We start from the raw sequence: 16,533 nt of genomic DNA on the forward strand, positions 1-16,533 counted from the left end.
CGCCCGGCGATATCGTGACGGAGCTTCTCGATCGCCTTGTCGCTGCAGCCGTCAGAGGCTGGCCGCATTGTGGTCGAGCGCGCGCGACGTCTCGATGCTCATGCCGCCGTCGATCCGCGTCTGCAGGGCAGTGTCGTATTGCGGCTTGGCCGGTCTCTCGATTCGCCTGGAAGCCGGGCTGGACGACTTGATCTGAACCGGCTGGCTGGAGTCGATAGGCAGCACCGTCTTGTGGGAAATCCGCTTCAAGGCCAGGTTCGAACGAATGCTGGTCACGCCCGGTATGCGAGAGAGCTTGTTGACGATGAGGTCTTCAAGCGCCTCGATGTCGGACACCATCACGCGGAGCAGATAGTCGCTATCGCCGGTCATCAGGTAACACTCCATCACCTGGTTCAGGCGATCGATCGAACGCGTGAAGTTCTCGAGCGAGAGCTGCACCTGCTTTTCAAGCTTGACCTGGATGAACGCAGTCACGCCGATCCCGACGACTGCTGGATCCAGCACGGCAATTCGCCGGTCGATCACGCCGAGCTTCTCAAGCGTGCGAACGCGGGCGAGGCAGGGTGAAGGTGAGAGATTGACGCGCGAAGCAAGCTCGACGTTGGTCAAGTCGGCGTTCTGCTGCAGTTCATTCAGAATCTTGATGTCGATCCTGTCCAGAGCCGTCGTCGTCATTCGATTTCTCCCTGGCAACCGTGGCTTCGTCGAGGTTCGGTCCCGCGCGTTATCTCGCGTGGTGACAACTCCATGACAGCGATGCTAACCGCAGTCGCGGCCGTGGGAATTTCGACAAAATGACGACTTGTATCGAAAAACGGTCAATCTCCCCGGGGGCTGGCACGCGCTGAAATCGACATCGTCCGCTCGCCGCGAGCACTGGTGCGCAATGGCGCCAAGGTGGGCATGTCGCGGCACATCATGCTGCTCAACGATGTGGGCAGCCATCTGTTCGAGCATTAATGCCGGCTAAACGGGGCGACTATCGCGGGACGATCGGGGCCTGTGGAGATCGCAGATCGAGGGCCCGTTCGGAATCGGGAGTGAGAAAGTGAAGCTCAAGCACGTCTATCTGACTGCCGTCGAACCCGAAGAGCTGGCTGGGTTCTACGAGGCCCTCGGATTGACGATCCGCTTCGCCGATCGCGGCAAGTGGATTCAATTCGCAGGCGAGAAGGCTGCTCTTTGTGTCGCGAGCCCGGCTGAATCCGTATCTGAGCCGTCCCGGAATGCCGTCCTCGTCTTCGAGGTGGATGATCTGGAGTTTGCTCTCGATCGCGCGCGGGCACAGGGGGCCGAGGTGCTTAGCGACATCAGGGACATGGGCGCGCATGGCCGGGTGGCCCATTTCAGGGACCCTCAGCACAATACGATCCAGCTCTTTCAGGCTGCGGCCAAGTAGGCCCGCAGATCATCATTTCGGCTCCATGTAGCAGGGCAATCCACCATGAACCTACGAGTCTCGCCCATGCCCAGTCAGGACAACCCGGTGTTCAGCAGCACGGAATTCCGCAGCGCCATGCGCAACGTCCCGGGTGCCGTGTCGATCGTCACGACGGGCGCGCGGCCGGGCAGGCACGGCTTGACACTGACGGCCGGTTGCTCGGTGTCGACCGAGCCATCGAGCGTGCTGGTCTGCGTCAACAAGTCCGCCGGCGCCCACGATACGATCAAGCAGAGCGGATCGTTCTGCTGGAACATCCTCACGGCGGATCACGCTGCGCTGGCGCAGAAATTCGCGGGCCAGGACGGCAGCAAGGGCGACATACGATTCAGCGAAGGCTTGTGGCGCGAGCTCGCGACGGGGGCGCCGAGTCTGGTCGAGGCGATCTGCAGCTTTGATTGCCGCGTGTCCGATTCATACGATGCCGGCAGTCACACGATCTTCGTCGGCGCAGTGGTCGCGCAGGCGACCAATGCCGATCGCGAACCTCTCGTCTATGTGAAGGGCGAATTCACCGTGCCCAAGTGCCGGTGATCGCTCATGCTGTCCCTCTGGCTCAATGTTCTCGCGAGTGGTGTCCTGCTCGGTCTCGTCTACGGGCTGGTGGCGCTCGGCCTGACGATCATTTTCGGCGTCATGCGCGTGGTCAACTTCGCGCATGGTGAGATGGTCGTGTTCGGCGTCTACATCGGCTATTGGGCTGTCCGCCTTTGGGACGTTCCGATCATCGTCGCGGCGGTGATCGCGGCGGTCGTGATGTTCGTCTTCGGGTATTTGCTGGAGACCCTGCTCGTCAAACGGTTCGTCAATCGGCCGCATCACTATCAATTCATCGTCTTCATCGGTCTATCGCTGCTTTTCACCGGCGCGCTGCTGGTGACGTTCGGGCCGGATCCGCGCCCCACCGCGTCGCAGCTGTCGTTTCACACCGTATCGCTCGGATTCGTGACCTTGGATCTGGCGCGTCTGCAGGCGGCAGCAACCGCGGGCCTGCTCATCACGCTGCTGGGGGCGTATCTGAAGTTTTCATCGTTCGGCCGGTCGTTGCGCGCGGCGGCGGACAACCGCTTGGGCGGCCTGGTCGTCGGTCTGAACATCCCCCGGGTCTATGCGGTGACCTTCGGTCTTGGCGCCGCCTGCGCGGGCGTCGCGGGCGCGTTGATATCTCCCTTGTTCGACGCCCAGCCATATCTGGCCGTCGACTTCACCCTGCTGGCTTTCGTGACGGTGATCGTCGGCGGTCTCGGCAGCTTCAGCGGCGCGCTGTTGGGCGGCCTGCTGATCGGCGTGGCCGAGGCAATCGCAGCGTTGATGTTCACGCCGTCGATGAAGACGGCGCTGCCCTATGCGCTCCTGATCATCATCCTGATTCTCCGTCCGAGAGGTTTCTTTGGTGCAAAAGAGATTTGAGGGGTCGGCCGACATCAAGCCGTGGCTTGCCGGAGCAATGGTCTTCGTGACCCTTGCCCTGGTCGGCGTGCTGGCGAATCCGTACCTCATCTCCTTGATGACGATCGTGTTGCTGTTCACGTTCCTCGGCCAATCCTGGAATCTGATGCTCGGGATCGGTGGCCAGCTGTCGATCGGTCATGCTCTCTTTGTCGGCCTCGGAGCCTATTCAGTTGCTGTGCTCGAGGTGAAGTACGGCATTTCTCCGTGGATAGGCCTGCTGCTTGGGATGTTCCTTGCCGGGTCCGTCGGCGCGATGCTGGCGTGGTTGAGCTTCCGGTTCGAGGTGCGTGGAATCTATTTCGCGCTGCTGACGATCGCCGCCGCCGAGTTCGCCAGGATCATGTTCAGCGGCTGGGAGTTCGTCGGCGCAATGCAGGGGCTGTTCTTTGCCGCGCCAACCAATGCAATCGAGATCTCGATGCTTCGGGGCGACGCGCGCTTCTACTACTTTGTCGCGCTTGCGCTGGCCGCACTCGGCATCGTGGGCACCGAACTGATCTCGCGGTCGTATCTCGGATATGTCTGGCGAGCGATGCGGGACGACGAGCAGGCAGCACGCGCGCTCGGTGTTCGCACATTCCGGCACAAGATCCTTGTGATCGCGATCTCGGCGGCGACGGCGGCCGTGGGCGGCGGAATTCTGGCGCTGGTGCAGGGATCGATCTTCCCGGATTCGATCATGGGCATGGGGCTCTCCGTCGACGTCCTGATCGGGCCCGTGGTCGGCGGCTTGGGCACGACGTTCGGTCCGCTGGTCGGGTCGCTCGCGGCTATACCCTTGAACCATTTGATGAGCGCGCTCGGCGACAGTCTGCGGATCCCGGGACTGAACAATATCGCGTACGGTGTCGTGCTGGTGCTGGTCGTCTGGTTCCTGCCCGACGGCATCTGGCCGGCGATGGTGCGACTTTGCAAGGCGATCCAGCTGCCGTCCCGGGCATGGCTGCCGCAACCGAGGAAGGCCGAAGAATGACGGTCCTGCTCGAGGTGAAGAATCTCTCCAAATCGTTCGGTGGATTGGTCGCGGTGAACAATGTCAGCTTCGCACTGGAAGCCGGACGGATCACCGCGCTGATCGGGCCGAACGGGGCAGGAAAGACGACATGTTTCAATCTCGTTGCGGGCGCCATGCAGCCGACCGGTGGGGAGGTGTTGTTCGAGGGACGCCCGATCGATAATACACCGCCTGAACTCGTCTGCAGGATGGGTATCGCGCGGACATTCCAGATCGTACGGCCGATGCGCGACATGTCCGTGCTCGAGAACGCAATGGTCGGCGCCTTCAGCTGGACCCGAAACGTCAGCGAAGCCAGGTCGACGGCATACGAGTCCCTTGAGAGCGTCGGACTTGCGACCAAGGCCAATGCAAGGACCGACCAGCTGACGCTGCCGGATCGGAAAATGCTGGAAACCGCCAAAGCGCTCTCCACCCGACCCAAGCTGCTGCTGCTCGACGAGGTGATGGCGGGCCTCCGTCCCACCGAAGCCGCGAGCGTTGTCCGCGTGCTGCAGAGACTTGCCGAAGCCGGGCTGACGATCCTCCTCGTCGAGCATGTCATGCGCATCGTGATGGAGGTCGCGTCGCGTGTCGTCGTGCTGCATCACGGCGCCAGGATCGCCGAAGGAAGTCCTGGCGAGGTGGCCGCGGACCCGAGGGTCCTTGAAAGCTATCTGGGGGCAGGCTTCCATGCTTGACGAGGCGCTCTTATCGATCGACGGGCTTTGTGTTGCCTACGACGGATCGAATGCCCTGAACGGCGTCTCCCTGCGGATCCACAAGGGCGAGTTGATCTGTGTCGTGGGTGCAAATGGCGCGGGAAAGACCTCGCTGATCAGATCGATCGCAGGCATTGTTCCATCCTCGGCCGGCGCCGTGAAGATGAACGGCGTCGATATCACCGGGATGCCGCCGTGGGAGATCTGCGAACGCGGCATTGCGCAGGTCGCCGAAGGTCGACAGATCTTTGGCAGCCTGTCAGTCGAAGAGAATTTGCTGTTGGGTGGCGCGCTGAAGCGCGCGAAGGCCGGTCAGCTCGAAACGCTTGAGTTCGTCTACCAGTTGTTTGAGAGGCTTCGAGAGCGCAGGCGGCAGCTTGCCGGAACGCTTTCGGGCGGCGAGCAGCAGATGCTGGCGATCGGGCGCGCGATCATGGCGAAGCCTGAAATCGTAATGTTCGACGAGCCGTCGATTGGACTGTCACCCGCCTTGACGGACGTGATGTTCGCCGTGGTGAAGTCCCTGCACGAGCAGGGCATCACGGTGCTGCTGGTCGAGCAGAACGTCGCGAAATCCCTTGCGTTGAGCAATCGCGGTTACGTCCTGGAGAACGGCTCGATCGTGCTGCACGGACCGAGCGACGAACTGCTGAGCAACTCCGAGATTCAGCGCGCTTATCTTGGAATGTAGTGGCGTGTCGCCAGCGTGGCATTGATCCGCCCGGCGCGGAACCGGGACAAGATCAAGCAGATTATGCTGCGATCCTGTGCCGCGACGGCGATTTGTGTCGATCCGACCCGATACGGAAGCGTCGTATGGCAACCAATTCCGAGGCGCGCCACATAGGCTGTCGCCATGCAGAACGACGACACCCTCATCGTCGAGCGCGACCTCGACATCGTCACGATGACGATGAACCGGCCGCCGGCGAATGCCTTGAACAACCGACTGGTCGAGCGTTTGCTTGACACGATTCGTGCGTTGTCCGCTCAAGCGTCACCACCAGGTATCGTCTTGACCGGCGGAGGCGATCGCTTCTTCAGTGCGGGAGGCGACATCAAGGAAGTCGTCGGCATCGAGATATCCAGACCTCGTATGAGGAACTTCCACGCGCTGCTGTGCGAGATGGAACGATATCCGGGCCCGCTCGTCTGTGCCGTCCGCGGCTATGCAGTCGGAGGCGCGCTGGAATTCCTGCTGCACGCCGACTACGTTGTCGCAGACCACGCCTGCATGGTCGGGTTTCCCGAGATCAACCACGGTCTCCTGCCCGCGGCCAAGGGAATGCGGCAAGCGGTCCGGAAACTGGGACTTCGCGAAGCGCAGGCATTGCTTTACTGGGGCGAGTTGGTCGACGCCCGGAAGGCGCTCGAAATCGGAGCGATCAGCGAGGTCGCAACCACCGTGAAGGTGATGGACCGTGCCGTGGAGGTATGCAGGCAGCTTCGCGGGAAGGAGCAGAGGCTATTCGCCGCGATCAAGCGCTCGTTGAACTTGACGGGACAGATGGATGACGCTTCGCTTGAGGCGATGACGATCGAGGATCTCGGCGCCTATTTGACCGGGGATAACTCGGCAGACGCGCGCGCCCGCTTCCTGTCGAAGAATTCAAAGAAGGCATGAATGGCCGTACTGCCATCTCCTGAAGAAATCCGCCTGGAGCTCATGAGCTTCGAGGAGGTGTCGGCTGCCCTGGCGCGAGGATATTCGACGGTCCTGTTACCGTGCGGTGCGGTCGAGCAGCATGGGCCGCATCTTCCGCTTTGCATGGATGCCGATCACGCGGAGGCGCTCGCGGCAAGACTGGCGCAGCATCTCGGCTCGGCTCTGATCGCTCCGACGATCAAGGTCGGCTGTTCAGCCCACCATCTTGTCTTCCCCGGTACGATCTCGCTTCGACCGGAGACCTTCGAGGCAATCTGCCTGGATTACTGCACGAGTCTCGCCCAGCATGGTTTCAAGCGGATACTGCTGTTCTCCGGGCATATCGGAAACTTTCCCGTCCTGCGCGACATGCTTCCGCGGTTGAGGCGCGAGGTCGCGCCTGACGTTGAGATCGATGCGTTCTGCGACGCCATTGCCTGGATCGACACATGGAGAAGCGCTGTCCGAGATGCCGGGGGTGACCCCAACGCAGTCGGCGGGCACGCCGATATCGCGGAGACGTCGCTGATGATGCGGCTCCGCCCCGATAGCGTGCGGCTGGACCGGTTCGAAGCCGGGTACCTGGGCGCGCTGTCTGAAGCGCAGCTTGAGTCCATGTGGAAGAACGGGATCAAGTCGATCACGCACAACGGGATCATTGGCGATCCGCATGGATCGACGGTCGAGATCGGCGCGCGATGCCTCGAGGCGATCGCGGATCTCCTGGCGTCCTCGTTTGCCAGATGAGGCGATGCCGGCATGCGGTCCACCAGCTGCCGACAGCATAAAATTTGGAAAGCTACGCAGCCGCCACCAGCATTCGGACGAAAATGTTGCCGCGCCTATGAAATCCTCTGCCATCTCGAATCTTCCAGAGGACTTAGAAGATGGCACTTTCGTTCGGGTTCTGGTCGGAGCAGGAAACCCAGGTCGGGCAGAGCTATGCACGCCGGCTTCATGAGCTGGTTGATGAGGTGCGCCTCGCGGAAAAGATGGGGTTCGACTGCGTCGCGCTGTCCGAGCAGCACGTCGCGCTCGGCGGCATATCGAGCTCGGCCCCTGAGGTGGTTTACGGCTATCTCGCTGCGGTGACCTCACGCGTGAAGCTGCGGTCTGCGGTCACCTTGATGCCGCAGAAGATCAATCACGCCCTGCGCTCGGCGGAGCGGCTGGCCGTCACCGATATTCTGTCGCATGGCCGGATGGAGTTCTACGCCGGCCGCGCCAACACGACCATCGCCATGCGCGCCTTCAACGTCGACCCGAATGAAACGCTCCCCCAAATGGAAGAAGGGCTCGCGCTGCTCAAGAAATCGATGCGCGAGGATATCTTCACCTTCGAAGGCAAGTATTACCAGATTCCGCCGCGAATGCTGGTTCCGAAGCCGCTTCAGAAGCCCCATCCAGTGATCGGCATCGCTGCTACAAGCGAACGGAGCCATAGCTGGGCAGGCGCCGAGGGGTTCGCCGTGCTGAGCAGCAACATCTACCAAGGGTGGGACTATCAAGCCAAGCTGATCAACACCTACCGTCGCGCCTGGAAGCGTGACGAGCTTGGCCCGCTCGATCGCTCGCGCATCGGCCTTCCGATCTTCTTTGGCATCGGTGCCACGGACCAGAAGGCGAAGGAAGACTACGCGGAGCCTCTGATGCACTACGCCCGGATAGCGACCGACGCTTACCCCCGGCTGGCGAAGCTCTCCGGTGACTACGCATACATGAGCGAGAGCCAGCCGGCGGCGCAACGCGCCGGAAAGGATTGGGACTATCTGCTCAACGAATCGGCGACCACCGTTTGCGGGAGCCCGGACACCGTCATCCGTCAGCTCGAGAAATTCGAGGCATTGGGCATCGATGAAGTCCTGCTTCACCTCGATTCGGTGAACCACGAGAAGATCATGGAGGCGATCGAAATGTGCGGTCGCTACGTGATCCCGCACTTCAACGACAGAAACAACGTTGTGCGACCCACCGAGGAGATCCTCGACAAGATCCGCGCGATGCGGCCGCAAAAGTAGTTCCAGGACAGCAGGACGGAGAAACCAATGTCACAGCACAGCTACAAATATCTGATCGTCGAGAAGCGCTCCAGCGGCGTTGCCGTTCTCACGATGAACCGGCCGGAGATCCTGAACGCCATCAATTGGGACATGCACGAGGAGCTGGAGCGGGTTTTCGTCGAGCTGGATCACGACAAGAACGTCCGCGCGATCGTGCTGACCGGCGCGGGGCGAGGCTTCTGTTCGGGCGGCGATCAGAAGTCGCTCGACAAGGGCCCGCTGCCGTCGCCGACCAGGAGCGGACGCCATCTGATCCGCAACATGCTCGAGGTCGAGGTGCCGATCGTGGCCGCTGTCAACGGCGTTGCCGTTGGGCTTGGGGCGACGCTTGCCCTGTTCTGCGATGTCATCTTCGCAAATCCGACCGCGCGATTTGCCGATACGCATGTGACGGCCGGCGTGGTTGCGGGTGACGGCGGCGCGGTGATCTGGCCGCTGCTGATGGGGCCGGTGCGTGCGAAGCACTACCTGATGACGGGCGAGTTCATCTCCGCCGAAAAGGCCGCCGCCATGGGCATGATCAACGAGGTCATTTCGGGCAGGGACGTCAAGGACGCGGCGATCGAATACGCCGAGATGCTTGCAAGCGGTCCGCGGGAATCGATCATCTGGACCAAGTACAGCGTCAACAAGATCATCAAGCAGTACTCGCATCTGGTGCTCGACACCTCGGCCGCGCTGGAGATGCTGACCTTCGCACTGCCCGAGCGGCGCGAGGCCGTCGCCGCCTTCGCTGAAAAGCGGAAGCGCTTCGCGGAGCGGTGAGATGGACGTCGAATCCATCACATCGGGAGCTCAACTCGTCGACGTGACCATCCCGCAGCTTCTGGGCGCGCGAAGGGCGGAGCGGCCCGAGGCCGTCGCCTACAAGCAAAAGCGTTGCGGCGAATGGATCGCCGTGACCTGGCGGCAGTATTCCGATCAGGTGGCCAATTTGGCGGCCGCCCTGCAGCAGGCCGGATTCGAGCGCGGTGATCGTGCGGCCATCATGGGCGACGTGTCCCAGGAATGGCTGCTGGCCGACATGGCGACGATCTGCGCCGGCGGCGTCATGGTCGGCGTGTACTTCACCTCGTCGCCGGAGGAAGTCGGCTATTACCTCAGCGATTCCGGAACCTCCTTCGTCTTTGTCGGCAGCGAGCTTCAGCTCGGCATCGTCCTGGCCTCCGGCCAGGCCGAGAAGTTGCGGAAGATCATCGTGCTCGATCCGGCGTGGGCTGGGGCGGGCGCAGCGGCGAACGTCGTCTCGCTCGGAGCCTTTTGCGAGGGGATCTCGGTCGACGCCGATGTCCTTCTTCGCAAGCAGGCCGCGCAAGCCAAGGCGAGCGATCTGGTCAGCATCGGATACACATCCGGCACCACGGGCTTTCCGAAGGGCGCGATGCTGACCCATCTGTCGCTGCTCGCCGGTGCGCACAGCGTGACGACGTTCAGCCCGCGGATGCGTTCCGACACCCATCGCGTCGTCGTGCATCTGCCGATGTCGCATACGGTGGCGCGTGCGCAGGCGACGACCTTGCCTTTGCTGGCCCGGTTGGTGCCGCATTTCGGCGAGACCAGCATGGAGTTCGCCCAGACCATCAAGGAGGTGAAGCCGACCTACTTCACGGCGCCGCCCCGCTTCTATCAGCGGTTCGCCACCCAGATCCTCAGCAAGGTCCACTCCGGATCGGCGAAGCAGAAGCAGGATTATCAGTTCGCGATGACGATCGCCCGCAAGGCGCTCGACGACCGCCAGGCCGGCGGCACGCCGGATCCCCTGATATCGGCGCTGTTCGCGGTGTGCCAGGACCAGATCTTCCGTCCGCTGCTGGCCGAAGTCGGGTTCGAAGAACTGGCGGTCACCTACACGTCGTCGGCTGCGATGCCGTCCGAGCTGATGTCTCTCTGGCAGCTATGGGGACTGCAGTTGAAGGAATGCTACGGCCAGACCGAGCTGGTCGGCGCCAATCTGGTCCAGATGGCGGAATGGCCGGAAGCCGGCACCGTTGGCGTGCCCGTGCATGATGCGGCCTGGGAGACGGCGGTTCTCGAGGACGGGGAGATGATCGTCCGGGGACCGGGGCTGTTCGTCGGCTACTGGAACAAGCCTGAGGAAACGAAATCGGCGCTGCGCGATGGTTGGCTTTACACCGGAGACATCGTCGATATCGGCCCCACCGGCCTGTTCAAGCTGGTCGATCGAAAGAAAGAGATCATCAACACGTCCAACGGAAAATCCATCAGCCCGACGCAGATCGAGAATGAAATCCGGCACAGCCCGTTCATTTCCGAAGCCGCGGTGATCGGCGAAGGAAAGAAGTATCTCACCGCGCTGATCGAAGTCGACGCGGTTGCGACGATGGAGTGGGCGAGATCGCGGGATCTTCAAATCGCGCAATACGCGGATCTGGCGAACTCCGAAATCGTCGTCCGGATGATCGAAGGCGAGATCGGCAAGGCCAACAGCAAATTGGCCAGGGCCGAGCAGATCAAGGCGTTCCGGATCTTGCCGGAAGAGCTGTCTCCCGAGAATGGCGTGATGACGCCGACCAGGAAGAAGCGCCGGAAGCAGATTACCGAGAGATATCGGTCGTTGATCAACACACTCTACGACGAGAGTGAAGACGATCTGGTCAGGGCCGAGATGAAGACGTGATTTGAACGGGCGCGCCTGCTGCGAGAGGCGCGCGCCCGGCGCGTGTCGCGTGCGCCGCCCGTCATCGAGTTTTTGATTTTGATCGCCGCAATATTCATGCAGCCGACTGAGGGGGAACGTCACATGAAGACTAGCAACGAAAATGGTCTGACGCGTCGTGCATTGCTCGGCAGTGGCGTGGGCGCCGCCGCAGGGCTCGTATCGTGGCCGGCAAGGGCAAATCTCCCCGGCAAGGTACGGGTCGGCGCGATCAATCCGAGCAGCGGCGTTCTGGCGTTTCCCGGCCAGGCCTGCGTGCGCGGGATCGACGCCGGCGCGAAGTTCGCCAAGCAGAAGTTCGGAATAGACATGGAAATCATCCATGCCGACACGCAGAGCAGACCAGAGAACGGGCGAATTGCGGCCGAAAACCTGATCCGGCAGGGCTGCACGGTGCTCATTGGAGCCTGGGACTCGGGCGCAACCATATCTGCATTGCAGGCCGCGGAGGCCGCGAAAGTCCCGATGGTGGTGCATATCGCGAGCGCGACCCAGGTGACTTCGCAGGGCTTCACCCAGGTCTTTCGCTATTATCCGACGTCGCTGACGGTCGTCAGGAAGTCCCTGATCGAACTGAAGTCGCTGTTGTCGCCGCTCAAGGATGTGCCGACGAGCGCGGCCATCATGCATCTCAACAACACGATGGGGCAATCGACCGCGGCCAGCATCGATCAGGCGTGGAAGGAGGTCGATGTGCCTCTGAAGATCGCCCAGTACATCCCATACGACGAGAAGGCCAGGGACCTCTCGGTCGAGGTGGCCAAGGCGAAAGCCTCGGGCGCCGACGCGCTGATATCGGTGACGCGCGTCAACGATGCCATCATGATCATCCGGGAATGCGTCAAGCAGGGGTGGAATCCCAAGCTGATCTTCTCGCCGAACTCGAATGGCGTGCAAGACAAGGCATACTACGACGCATTGGGCAAATACGGCGACGGCGCGATCCTGTCAACGCTGTGGTCCAACCCGAAGGCCCCCGACGCCGCGGCGATCCTCAAGCAATTCGCAGCCGACTATCCAAACGACTGGCTTGACGCCAATTCAGGATGCGCGTTCGAAGCCGTGCAGATCGTTGCGGACGCCGTGAGCCGCGCCGGTTCTTCTGAATCGGCGGCTATCCATGCCGCGCTCAAGGCGACCGACATGACGCCGATCCTGATGTCCAGCGGCAGGATCAGGTTCGATGCCAGCGGTCAGAATATGGGAAGCGATGTGACGCTGCTGCAGGGACAGAATGGCAAGCCCCGCGTGGTGGCGCCGCAAGCCGTGGCCGAAGCAACCCTTCAGTACCCGCTGGTGCCGTTTAATTCGCGATAAGGCATTGCCGGTCGCGGCTTCAGGATCCGAAGCCGCAACTTGCTGCCTATTCGAACGGCTCATGGCTGACGAAGCTCGACCGCTCGGCGAGGAAGCGACGAGGGCTCTTGCTCATTGTCTTCTTGAACATGGTGATGAAGGCGCTCGGCGTTTCATAGCCCAGATCGAGCGAGACCGCCTGGACGGAAGATCCGGTCGATAGTCGCTGGAGCGCGACAAGGATGTGGAGGCGCTGTCGCCAGCGCCCGAATGTCATTCCGGTTTCCTTCAACACCAGCCGGGCGAAGGTGCGCTCGCTCATGGCGTATCGGGCGGCCAGCTCGTCGACCGTACTCCGGTCGGCCGGATCATCGAGCAGAGATGCGGCCAGATGCTGAAGCCGGCTATCAGCGGAGATCGGCAGATACATCTGTTCGGTCGACATCTGGACCAGTTCGTCGAGCAGGACGCGCCCAAGTCGGCTTGTCGGTCCCTCGATCGGATACAGCGGCGGGAATACTGACAATCGATGGATCAGTTCGCGGACGAGCGACGATATCGTGAAAGTGCAGCATGTGGTCGGAAGCGCGCTCGCTTGCGGATCGATGAAGACGACGTAGACCTTTTTCGCCTCCGACATGCAGTTGCTGTGCAGGACTCCGGCGGGTATCCATACCGCACCCTGCGGCGGAACGATCCACAGTCCTCCCGGCGCGCGGCACATGACCGATCCATGAGAGGCCACCACCAATTGGCCCTTTCTGTGCGAATGGAGCGGCAGTTCCTCATTCCCCTGACCTGTCTCGATGGACATGGCGACAATCGGCCGGTCGAACTGGTCTGGATCGATCGGATCGTAGTTGATCCGAACGTCCGGCACGTTCATTCGGGCAAAGCCCTGATCCGTTTCAAGCGCGGGTGACTTCTGCATCGAATTCACTCGTGGAGACTGCAATTGCAGTCTGGCGGGCGGCGATTGGGCCGGCGGAGGATTCCGCTAAATCATAGCGCTCCGGCGCAGGATCGTCACGGAAAAGCGATGCGCGTATGCGGACCCCGCCGTCGATGCCGCGTCAGACCGGCGCGCCGCGTTTGCGCGGCAGGCTTTCAGGCAGGTGAGCGTCGCCTGGCCTCGGCCTTTGCCGATTGCGGAGCCGGCTCGCCGGCCAATACGGAATCGAGGATGACCTTCGTGGTCGTCTGCAGGTGCTGGTTCATCAGGGTGACGGCGCGTTCGCTGTCCCGCGCCAAGGTGGCCTCGGCAATCTCCCGATGTTCCCTGTCCAGGTCTCTGTCCACCTTGGACAAAGGACCGGAAAACGCGCGGTAGCGTTCGGAGTGATTGTAAAGCGTCGCGCGCAGATGAAGCAGCCAGGGGCTGCCGCATCCCGCTGCGAGCGCTTCATGAAAAATCTCGTGCGCCCGCGCATATTCTTCGCTGTAGCGCCGCGCGGCCTTATCTGCCCATACCGGCGTGTGCGACAGGCGATGCAGCGCAGCGACCACCTGCGTCTGCCACTCGATCCCGCCTTTCTCGATCGCGCCGCGAAGGCACAGTTCCTCGATGCTGCATCGAACGTTTGTGAGGTCGCTCAGCGCATCGACGGACAACGGCGCCACGCGGAAGCCGCGTTGCGGTTCGCTGACCACAAAGCCCTCTGATGCGAGCCGCGACAGAGCCTCGCGCACGGCGCTCGAGCCGACCTCGAAGCGGCGGCACAGATCGTCGATCTTCAGCTTTTCTCCGGGCGCGAAGCGGCACGCCAGCAATTGGGCGCGAAGCTTGGCATAGGCCCCGTGGGTCAGACTCGTCGGTGATTCCATGAGCTTAGCCATAACAAAAGGGGTGATCCGAGTCATTCAAAATATGCACGCTTCCATAATAATGCATTTTTATTTGTAATATGCATTTTATGTGCTAGAGGAGACGAACACGGAGGAAACACCCCATGCGGTTCATCGCTTACGAAAGAAACGCGAGGCGGGGCCTCGCGGTGGCCGATCCGGCCGGTCGATATCGGGGACTTGATGACGGCGCAGCGCATGGCCGGCTCGAGCGTGCCCTCGCCGGCGGGCATGACGGGTTGAAGGATCTCGCAGCGGCGCTTCTCAAGGGCGAGCCGCTCGATCCGGAAGCCGTGAGCTTCCTTCCGCCGCTGTCCTCACCCGGCAAGATCATCTGTGTTGGGTTGAACTACGCGGACCACACCGCCGAAAGCAGCATCCAGCAGCCCGACTACCCCACGCTGTTCGGCCGGTTCTCGTCGAGCCTCGTCGGCCACGGTGCGCCGATCGTGCGGCCGAAGGTTTCAGGAGCGCTCGACTATGAAGGCGAGCTTGTCGCCGTCATCGGGCGCGGCGGCCGCCATATCCCGCAGTCCGCGGCGCTCGATCACGTCGCCGGTTATTCGATCTTCAATGACGGCACGATCCGGGATTATCAGTTCCGTACGCCGCAATGGACCATGGGCAAGAACTTCGATGGCACCGGCGCGTTCGGACCCGCGCTGGTGACGGCCGACGAACTTCCGCCCGGCGCCGGCGGCCTGACGCTCGAGACGCGCTTGAACGGCACGGTGATGCAGAAGACATCGACCTCCGACCTGATCTTCGATGTCGCAACACTGGTCGCGCTGATCAGCGAGGGTATAACGTTGTATCCGGGAGATCTGATCGTGACCGGCACGCCGTCCGGCGTCGGCGCAGCCCGCAAGCCGCCGCTCTACATGAAGCCCGGCGACGTGTGCGAGATCGAGATCGAGGGATTGGGGGTGCTCCGCAATCCGATCGTGCAAGAGGGCGATGATGCGGTACGCGCAGCTGCCTGACCTTCGCCGGCGTCGCTGCGCGCGGCCGCGAACGGACGTCGTATCGATCGCCAGGAGGATGAAAGCCTGGCCAAGGTCGATACGCACAGTGCCTGGGTTTGAGGGAGTCGATCAGGCCAGATCTTGATCCGGCGTGGTGCGCGAGCGGCAACAACATAAAATCCGCCGCCGGTCCTTATGGGAGGAAACAATGAAATCGGTTCCGGTTTTGATTGCAGGTGGCGGTCCCGTCGGGATGACGCTTGCGAATGTGCTGGCCCATTTCGGCATTCGCTCCATGCTGGTCGAGCGGAATGCGACGACGACCCGCCACCCGAAGATGGACATCACCAACAGCCGCAGCATGGAGCTGTTCCGCCGCTTCGGCCTGTCGGATGCGTTGCGAAAGGTCGCGGTAGCGGAAGATCATCCCTTCGATGTCTCCTGGATCACGAGCCTTGCTGGATATGAGCTGCATCGCTTTCGATACATGCCCCCGAGCGAGTTTCGAAAGCATAGCCGAACCAGGAACGACGGCACCCAGCTGCTCGAACCGCCGATGCGCGTTTCGCAGGTCGAGATCGAACCTGTTCTGAAGCAGGCGATCGACGCCCGTTCGGAAGTCGAGGTGCGGTTCGGCGTCGCCTTTGAAAGCTTCGAAGCGAAGGACGACGGCGTCGTCGCGACACTGCGAGAGCAGGGGAGTGGCGCGCAAGAGCAGGTCCGCTGTCAGTACCTCATCGGTTGCGACGGCGGCTCCAGCCGCGTTCGCGCGGGACTGGATATCGCGCTGGAGGGGCAGTCGCGCGTCGGCGAGCTCTACATGATCCACTTCCGATCGACCCAGCGCGACCTGTTGCAGCGCTGGGGCGTCGCCTGGCACTACCAGTCGCCGCTTGGAACCATGATCGCCCAGAATGATGATGATATCTGGACCGTGCATGTTCCCGTGCTCCCCGGGCAGGATGCGAGCAAGCTCGATCCACGCGCGCTCGTCGAGGCCTATGCCGGCCGGCCGTTTGCTTTCGAGATCCTGGTCGCCAATGCCTGGACGCCTCATCTCCTTGTCGCCGAATCCTATGGCAAGGGACGCGTCCTGCTCGCCGGCGACTCCGCGCATCAGTTCATCCCGACCGGCGGCTATGGGATGAACTCCGGGGTCGGCGACGCCATCGACCTCGGCTGGAAACTGGCTGCAACGCTGCAAGGTTTCGGCGGGCCCGGTCTCCTTGCCTCGTACGAAGTCGAGCGGCGCCCCGTCGCCGCACGAAATCGCGACGCGTCCGGCCGCCACATGCAGGTGCGGATGCAGATTGCCGAAGCCTACGGAAACCTGCTGCAAGGCGACAACAGCGAAGATCCCGTGCGGCGCGCCGAAGTCGGTGCGGAGCTTGCGAGACTCGGCAACGCAGAGAACGAATGTTTCGGGATCGAGC

16 protein-coding genes and 1 pseudogene are annotated in these 16,533 nt (G+C 62.1%); 14 read left to right on the top strand and 3 right to left on the bottom strand.

The window, feature by feature from the left end:
• Window positions 1-51: 51 nt before the first annotated feature.
• Entirely contained in the window at window positions 52-678 is a 627-nt protein-coding gene (locus ACVIGA_RS23810) for an Lrp/AsnC family transcriptional regulator (protein WP_456668202.1), read from the bottom strand.
• Window positions 679-1,051: 373 nt separating this feature from the next.
• Here ACVIGA_RS23810 and ACVIGA_RS23815 point away from each other — a divergent pair, with 373 nt between their 5' ends.
• The 12 genes from ACVIGA_RS23815 (at window position 1,052) to ACVIGA_RS23870 (ending at window position 12,311) form a co-directional block, all read left to right on the top strand.
• A complete protein-coding gene (locus ACVIGA_RS23815; protein ID WP_456668203.1) occupies window positions 1,052-1,402 on the top strand; it encodes a VOC family protein in 351 nt (116 codons plus the stop codon).
• 66 nt (window positions 1,403-1,468) lie between these two features.
• Window positions 1,469-1,978, top strand: a complete 510-nt coding sequence (locus tag ACVIGA_RS23820; RefSeq protein ID WP_223974553.1) for a flavin reductase family protein — start codon at window positions 1,469-1,471, stop codon at window positions 1,976-1,978.
• A gap of 6 nt (window positions 1,979-1,984) precedes the next feature.
• Window positions 1,985-2,854, top strand: a complete 870-nt coding sequence (locus ACVIGA_RS23825; protein WP_456668204.1) for a branched-chain amino acid ABC transporter permease — start codon at window positions 1,985-1,987, stop codon at window positions 2,852-2,854.
• Window positions 2,838-3,869, top strand: coding sequence for a branched-chain amino acid ABC transporter permease (locus tag ACVIGA_RS23830; protein ID WP_456668205.1), 1,032 nt, complete (start codon window positions 2,838-2,840; stop codon window positions 3,867-3,869). Before ACVIGA_RS23825 ends, ACVIGA_RS23830 begins: the two co-directional genes overlap by 17 nt.
• Window positions 3,866-4,591, top strand: a complete 726-nt coding sequence (locus tag ACVIGA_RS23835; protein WP_456668206.1) for an ABC transporter ATP-binding protein — start codon at window positions 3,866-3,868, stop codon at window positions 4,589-4,591. The genes ACVIGA_RS23830 and ACVIGA_RS23835 overlap by 4 nt, the downstream gene beginning before the upstream one ends.
• Window positions 4,584-5,303 (top strand): ABC transporter ATP-binding protein, encoded by a 720-nt coding sequence (locus ACVIGA_RS23840; RefSeq protein WP_456668207.1) that lies wholly within the window; start codon window positions 4,584-4,586, stop codon window positions 5,301-5,303. Before ACVIGA_RS23835 ends, ACVIGA_RS23840 begins: the two co-directional genes overlap by 8 nt.
• Window positions 5,304-5,468: 165 nt before the next feature.
• Entirely contained in the window at window positions 5,469-6,236 is a 768-nt protein-coding gene (locus ACVIGA_RS23845; protein ID WP_456668208.1) for an enoyl-CoA hydratase/isomerase family protein, read from the top strand.
• Window positions 6,237-7,004 (top strand): creatininase family protein, encoded by a 768-nt coding sequence (locus ACVIGA_RS23850; protein ID WP_456668209.1) that lies wholly within the window; start codon window positions 6,237-6,239, stop codon window positions 7,002-7,004.
• A 140-nt stretch (window positions 7,005-7,144) separates the two neighbouring features.
• Window positions 7,145-8,275, top strand: a complete 1,131-nt coding sequence (locus ACVIGA_RS23855; RefSeq protein ID WP_456668210.1) for an LLM class flavin-dependent oxidoreductase — start codon at window positions 7,145-7,147, stop codon at window positions 8,273-8,275.
• Window positions 8,276-8,302: 27 nt separating this feature from the next.
• On the top strand, window positions 8,303-9,082 hold the full coding sequence (locus ACVIGA_RS23860; protein ID WP_456668211.1) for an enoyl-CoA hydratase/isomerase family protein: 780 nt from the start codon (window positions 8,303-8,305) through the stop codon (window positions 9,080-9,082).
• Between the two features lies 1 nt (window position 9,083).
• Entirely contained in the window at window positions 9,084-10,955 is a 1,872-nt protein-coding gene (locus ACVIGA_RS23865; RefSeq protein WP_456668212.1) for an AMP-dependent synthetase/ligase, read from the top strand.
• Window positions 10,956-11,078: 123 nt separating this feature from the next.
• Window positions 11,079-12,311 (top strand): ABC transporter substrate-binding protein, encoded by a 1,233-nt coding sequence (locus ACVIGA_RS23870; RefSeq protein ID WP_456668213.1) that lies wholly within the window; start codon window positions 11,079-11,081, stop codon window positions 12,309-12,311.
• Between the two features lie 46 nt (window positions 12,312-12,357).
• Here the strand turns inward: ACVIGA_RS23870 and ACVIGA_RS23875 are convergent, their stop codons facing one another.
• Both ACVIGA_RS23875 and ACVIGA_RS23880 read right to left on the bottom strand, forming a co-directional pair.
• Complete coding sequence (locus ACVIGA_RS23875) at window positions 12,358-13,221, bottom strand: AraC family transcriptional regulator (protein WP_456668214.1); 864 nt, start codon at window positions 13,219-13,221, stop codon at window positions 12,358-12,360.
• Window positions 13,222-13,397: 176 nt separating this feature from the next.
• Window positions 13,398-14,114, bottom strand: coding sequence for a GntR family transcriptional regulator (locus tag ACVIGA_RS23880; RefSeq protein WP_456668215.1), 717 nt, complete (start codon window positions 14,112-14,114; stop codon window positions 13,398-13,400).
• A 125-nt stretch (window positions 14,115-14,239) separates the two neighbouring features.
• On the opposite strand from ACVIGA_RS23880, the gene ACVIGA_RS23885 reads away from it, so the two are divergent.
• On the top strand, window positions 14,240-15,118 hold the full coding sequence (locus ACVIGA_RS23885; protein WP_456668216.1) for a fumarylacetoacetate hydrolase family protein: 879 nt from the start codon (window positions 14,240-14,242) through the stop codon (window positions 15,116-15,118).
• A 235-nt stretch (window positions 15,119-15,353) separates the two neighbouring features.
• A pseudogene (locus ACVIGA_RS23890) lies at window positions 15,354-16,316 on the top strand (FAD-dependent monooxygenase); the annotation flags it as partial.
• Window positions 16,317-16,533 lie beyond the last annotated feature (217 nt).

The sequence above is a fragment of the Bradyrhizobium sp. USDA 3240 genome, assembly GCF_054063295.1.

What these genes read in the sequence shown, in the direction of transcription:
- ACVIGA_RS23810 (WP_456668202.1), bottom strand. Translation starts at nt 678, where the DNA reads ATGACGACGACGGCTCTGGACAGGATCGACATCAAGATTCTGAATGAA.
- ACVIGA_RS23820 (WP_223974553.1), top strand. Translation starts at nt 1,469, where the DNA reads ATGCCCAGTCAGGACAACCCGGTGTTCAGCAGCACGGAATTCCGCAGC.
- ACVIGA_RS23825 (WP_456668204.1), top strand. Translation starts at nt 1,985, where the DNA reads ATGCTGTCCCTCTGGCTCAATGTTCTCGCGAGTGGTGTCCTGCTCGGT.
- ACVIGA_RS23835 (WP_456668206.1), top strand. Translation starts at nt 3,866, where the DNA reads ATGACGGTCCTGCTCGAGGTGAAGAATCTCTCCAAATCGTTCGGTGGA.
- ACVIGA_RS23840 (WP_456668207.1), top strand. Translation starts at nt 4,584, where the DNA reads ATGCTTGACGAGGCGCTCTTATCGATCGACGGGCTTTGTGTTGCCTAC.
- ACVIGA_RS23845 (WP_456668208.1), top strand. Translation starts at nt 5,469, where the DNA reads ATGCAGAACGACGACACCCTCATCGTCGAGCGCGACCTCGACATCGTC.
- ACVIGA_RS23850 (WP_456668209.1), top strand. Translation starts at nt 6,237, where the DNA reads ATGGCCGTACTGCCATCTCCTGAAGAAATCCGCCTGGAGCTCATGAGC.
- ACVIGA_RS23855 (WP_456668210.1), top strand. Translation starts at nt 7,145, where the DNA reads ATGGCACTTTCGTTCGGGTTCTGGTCGGAGCAGGAAACCCAGGTCGGG.
- ACVIGA_RS23860 (WP_456668211.1), top strand. Translation starts at nt 8,303, where the DNA reads ATGTCACAGCACAGCTACAAATATCTGATCGTCGAGAAGCGCTCCAGC.
- ACVIGA_RS23865 (WP_456668212.1), top strand. Translation starts at nt 9,084, where the DNA reads ATGGACGTCGAATCCATCACATCGGGAGCTCAACTCGTCGACGTGACC.
- ACVIGA_RS23870 (WP_456668213.1), top strand. Translation starts at nt 11,079, where the DNA reads ATGAAGACTAGCAACGAAAATGGTCTGACGCGTCGTGCATTGCTCGGC.
- ACVIGA_RS23875 (WP_456668214.1), bottom strand. Translation starts at nt 13,221, where the DNA reads ATGCAGAAGTCACCCGCGCTTGAAACGGATCAGGGCTTTGCCCGAATG.
- ACVIGA_RS23880 (WP_456668215.1), bottom strand. Translation starts at nt 14,114, where the DNA reads ATGGAATCACCGACGAGTCTGACCCACGGGGCCTATGCCAAGCTTCGC.
- ACVIGA_RS23885 (WP_456668216.1), top strand. Translation starts at nt 14,240, where the DNA reads ATGCGGTTCATCGCTTACGAAAGAAACGCGAGGCGGGGCCTCGCGGTG.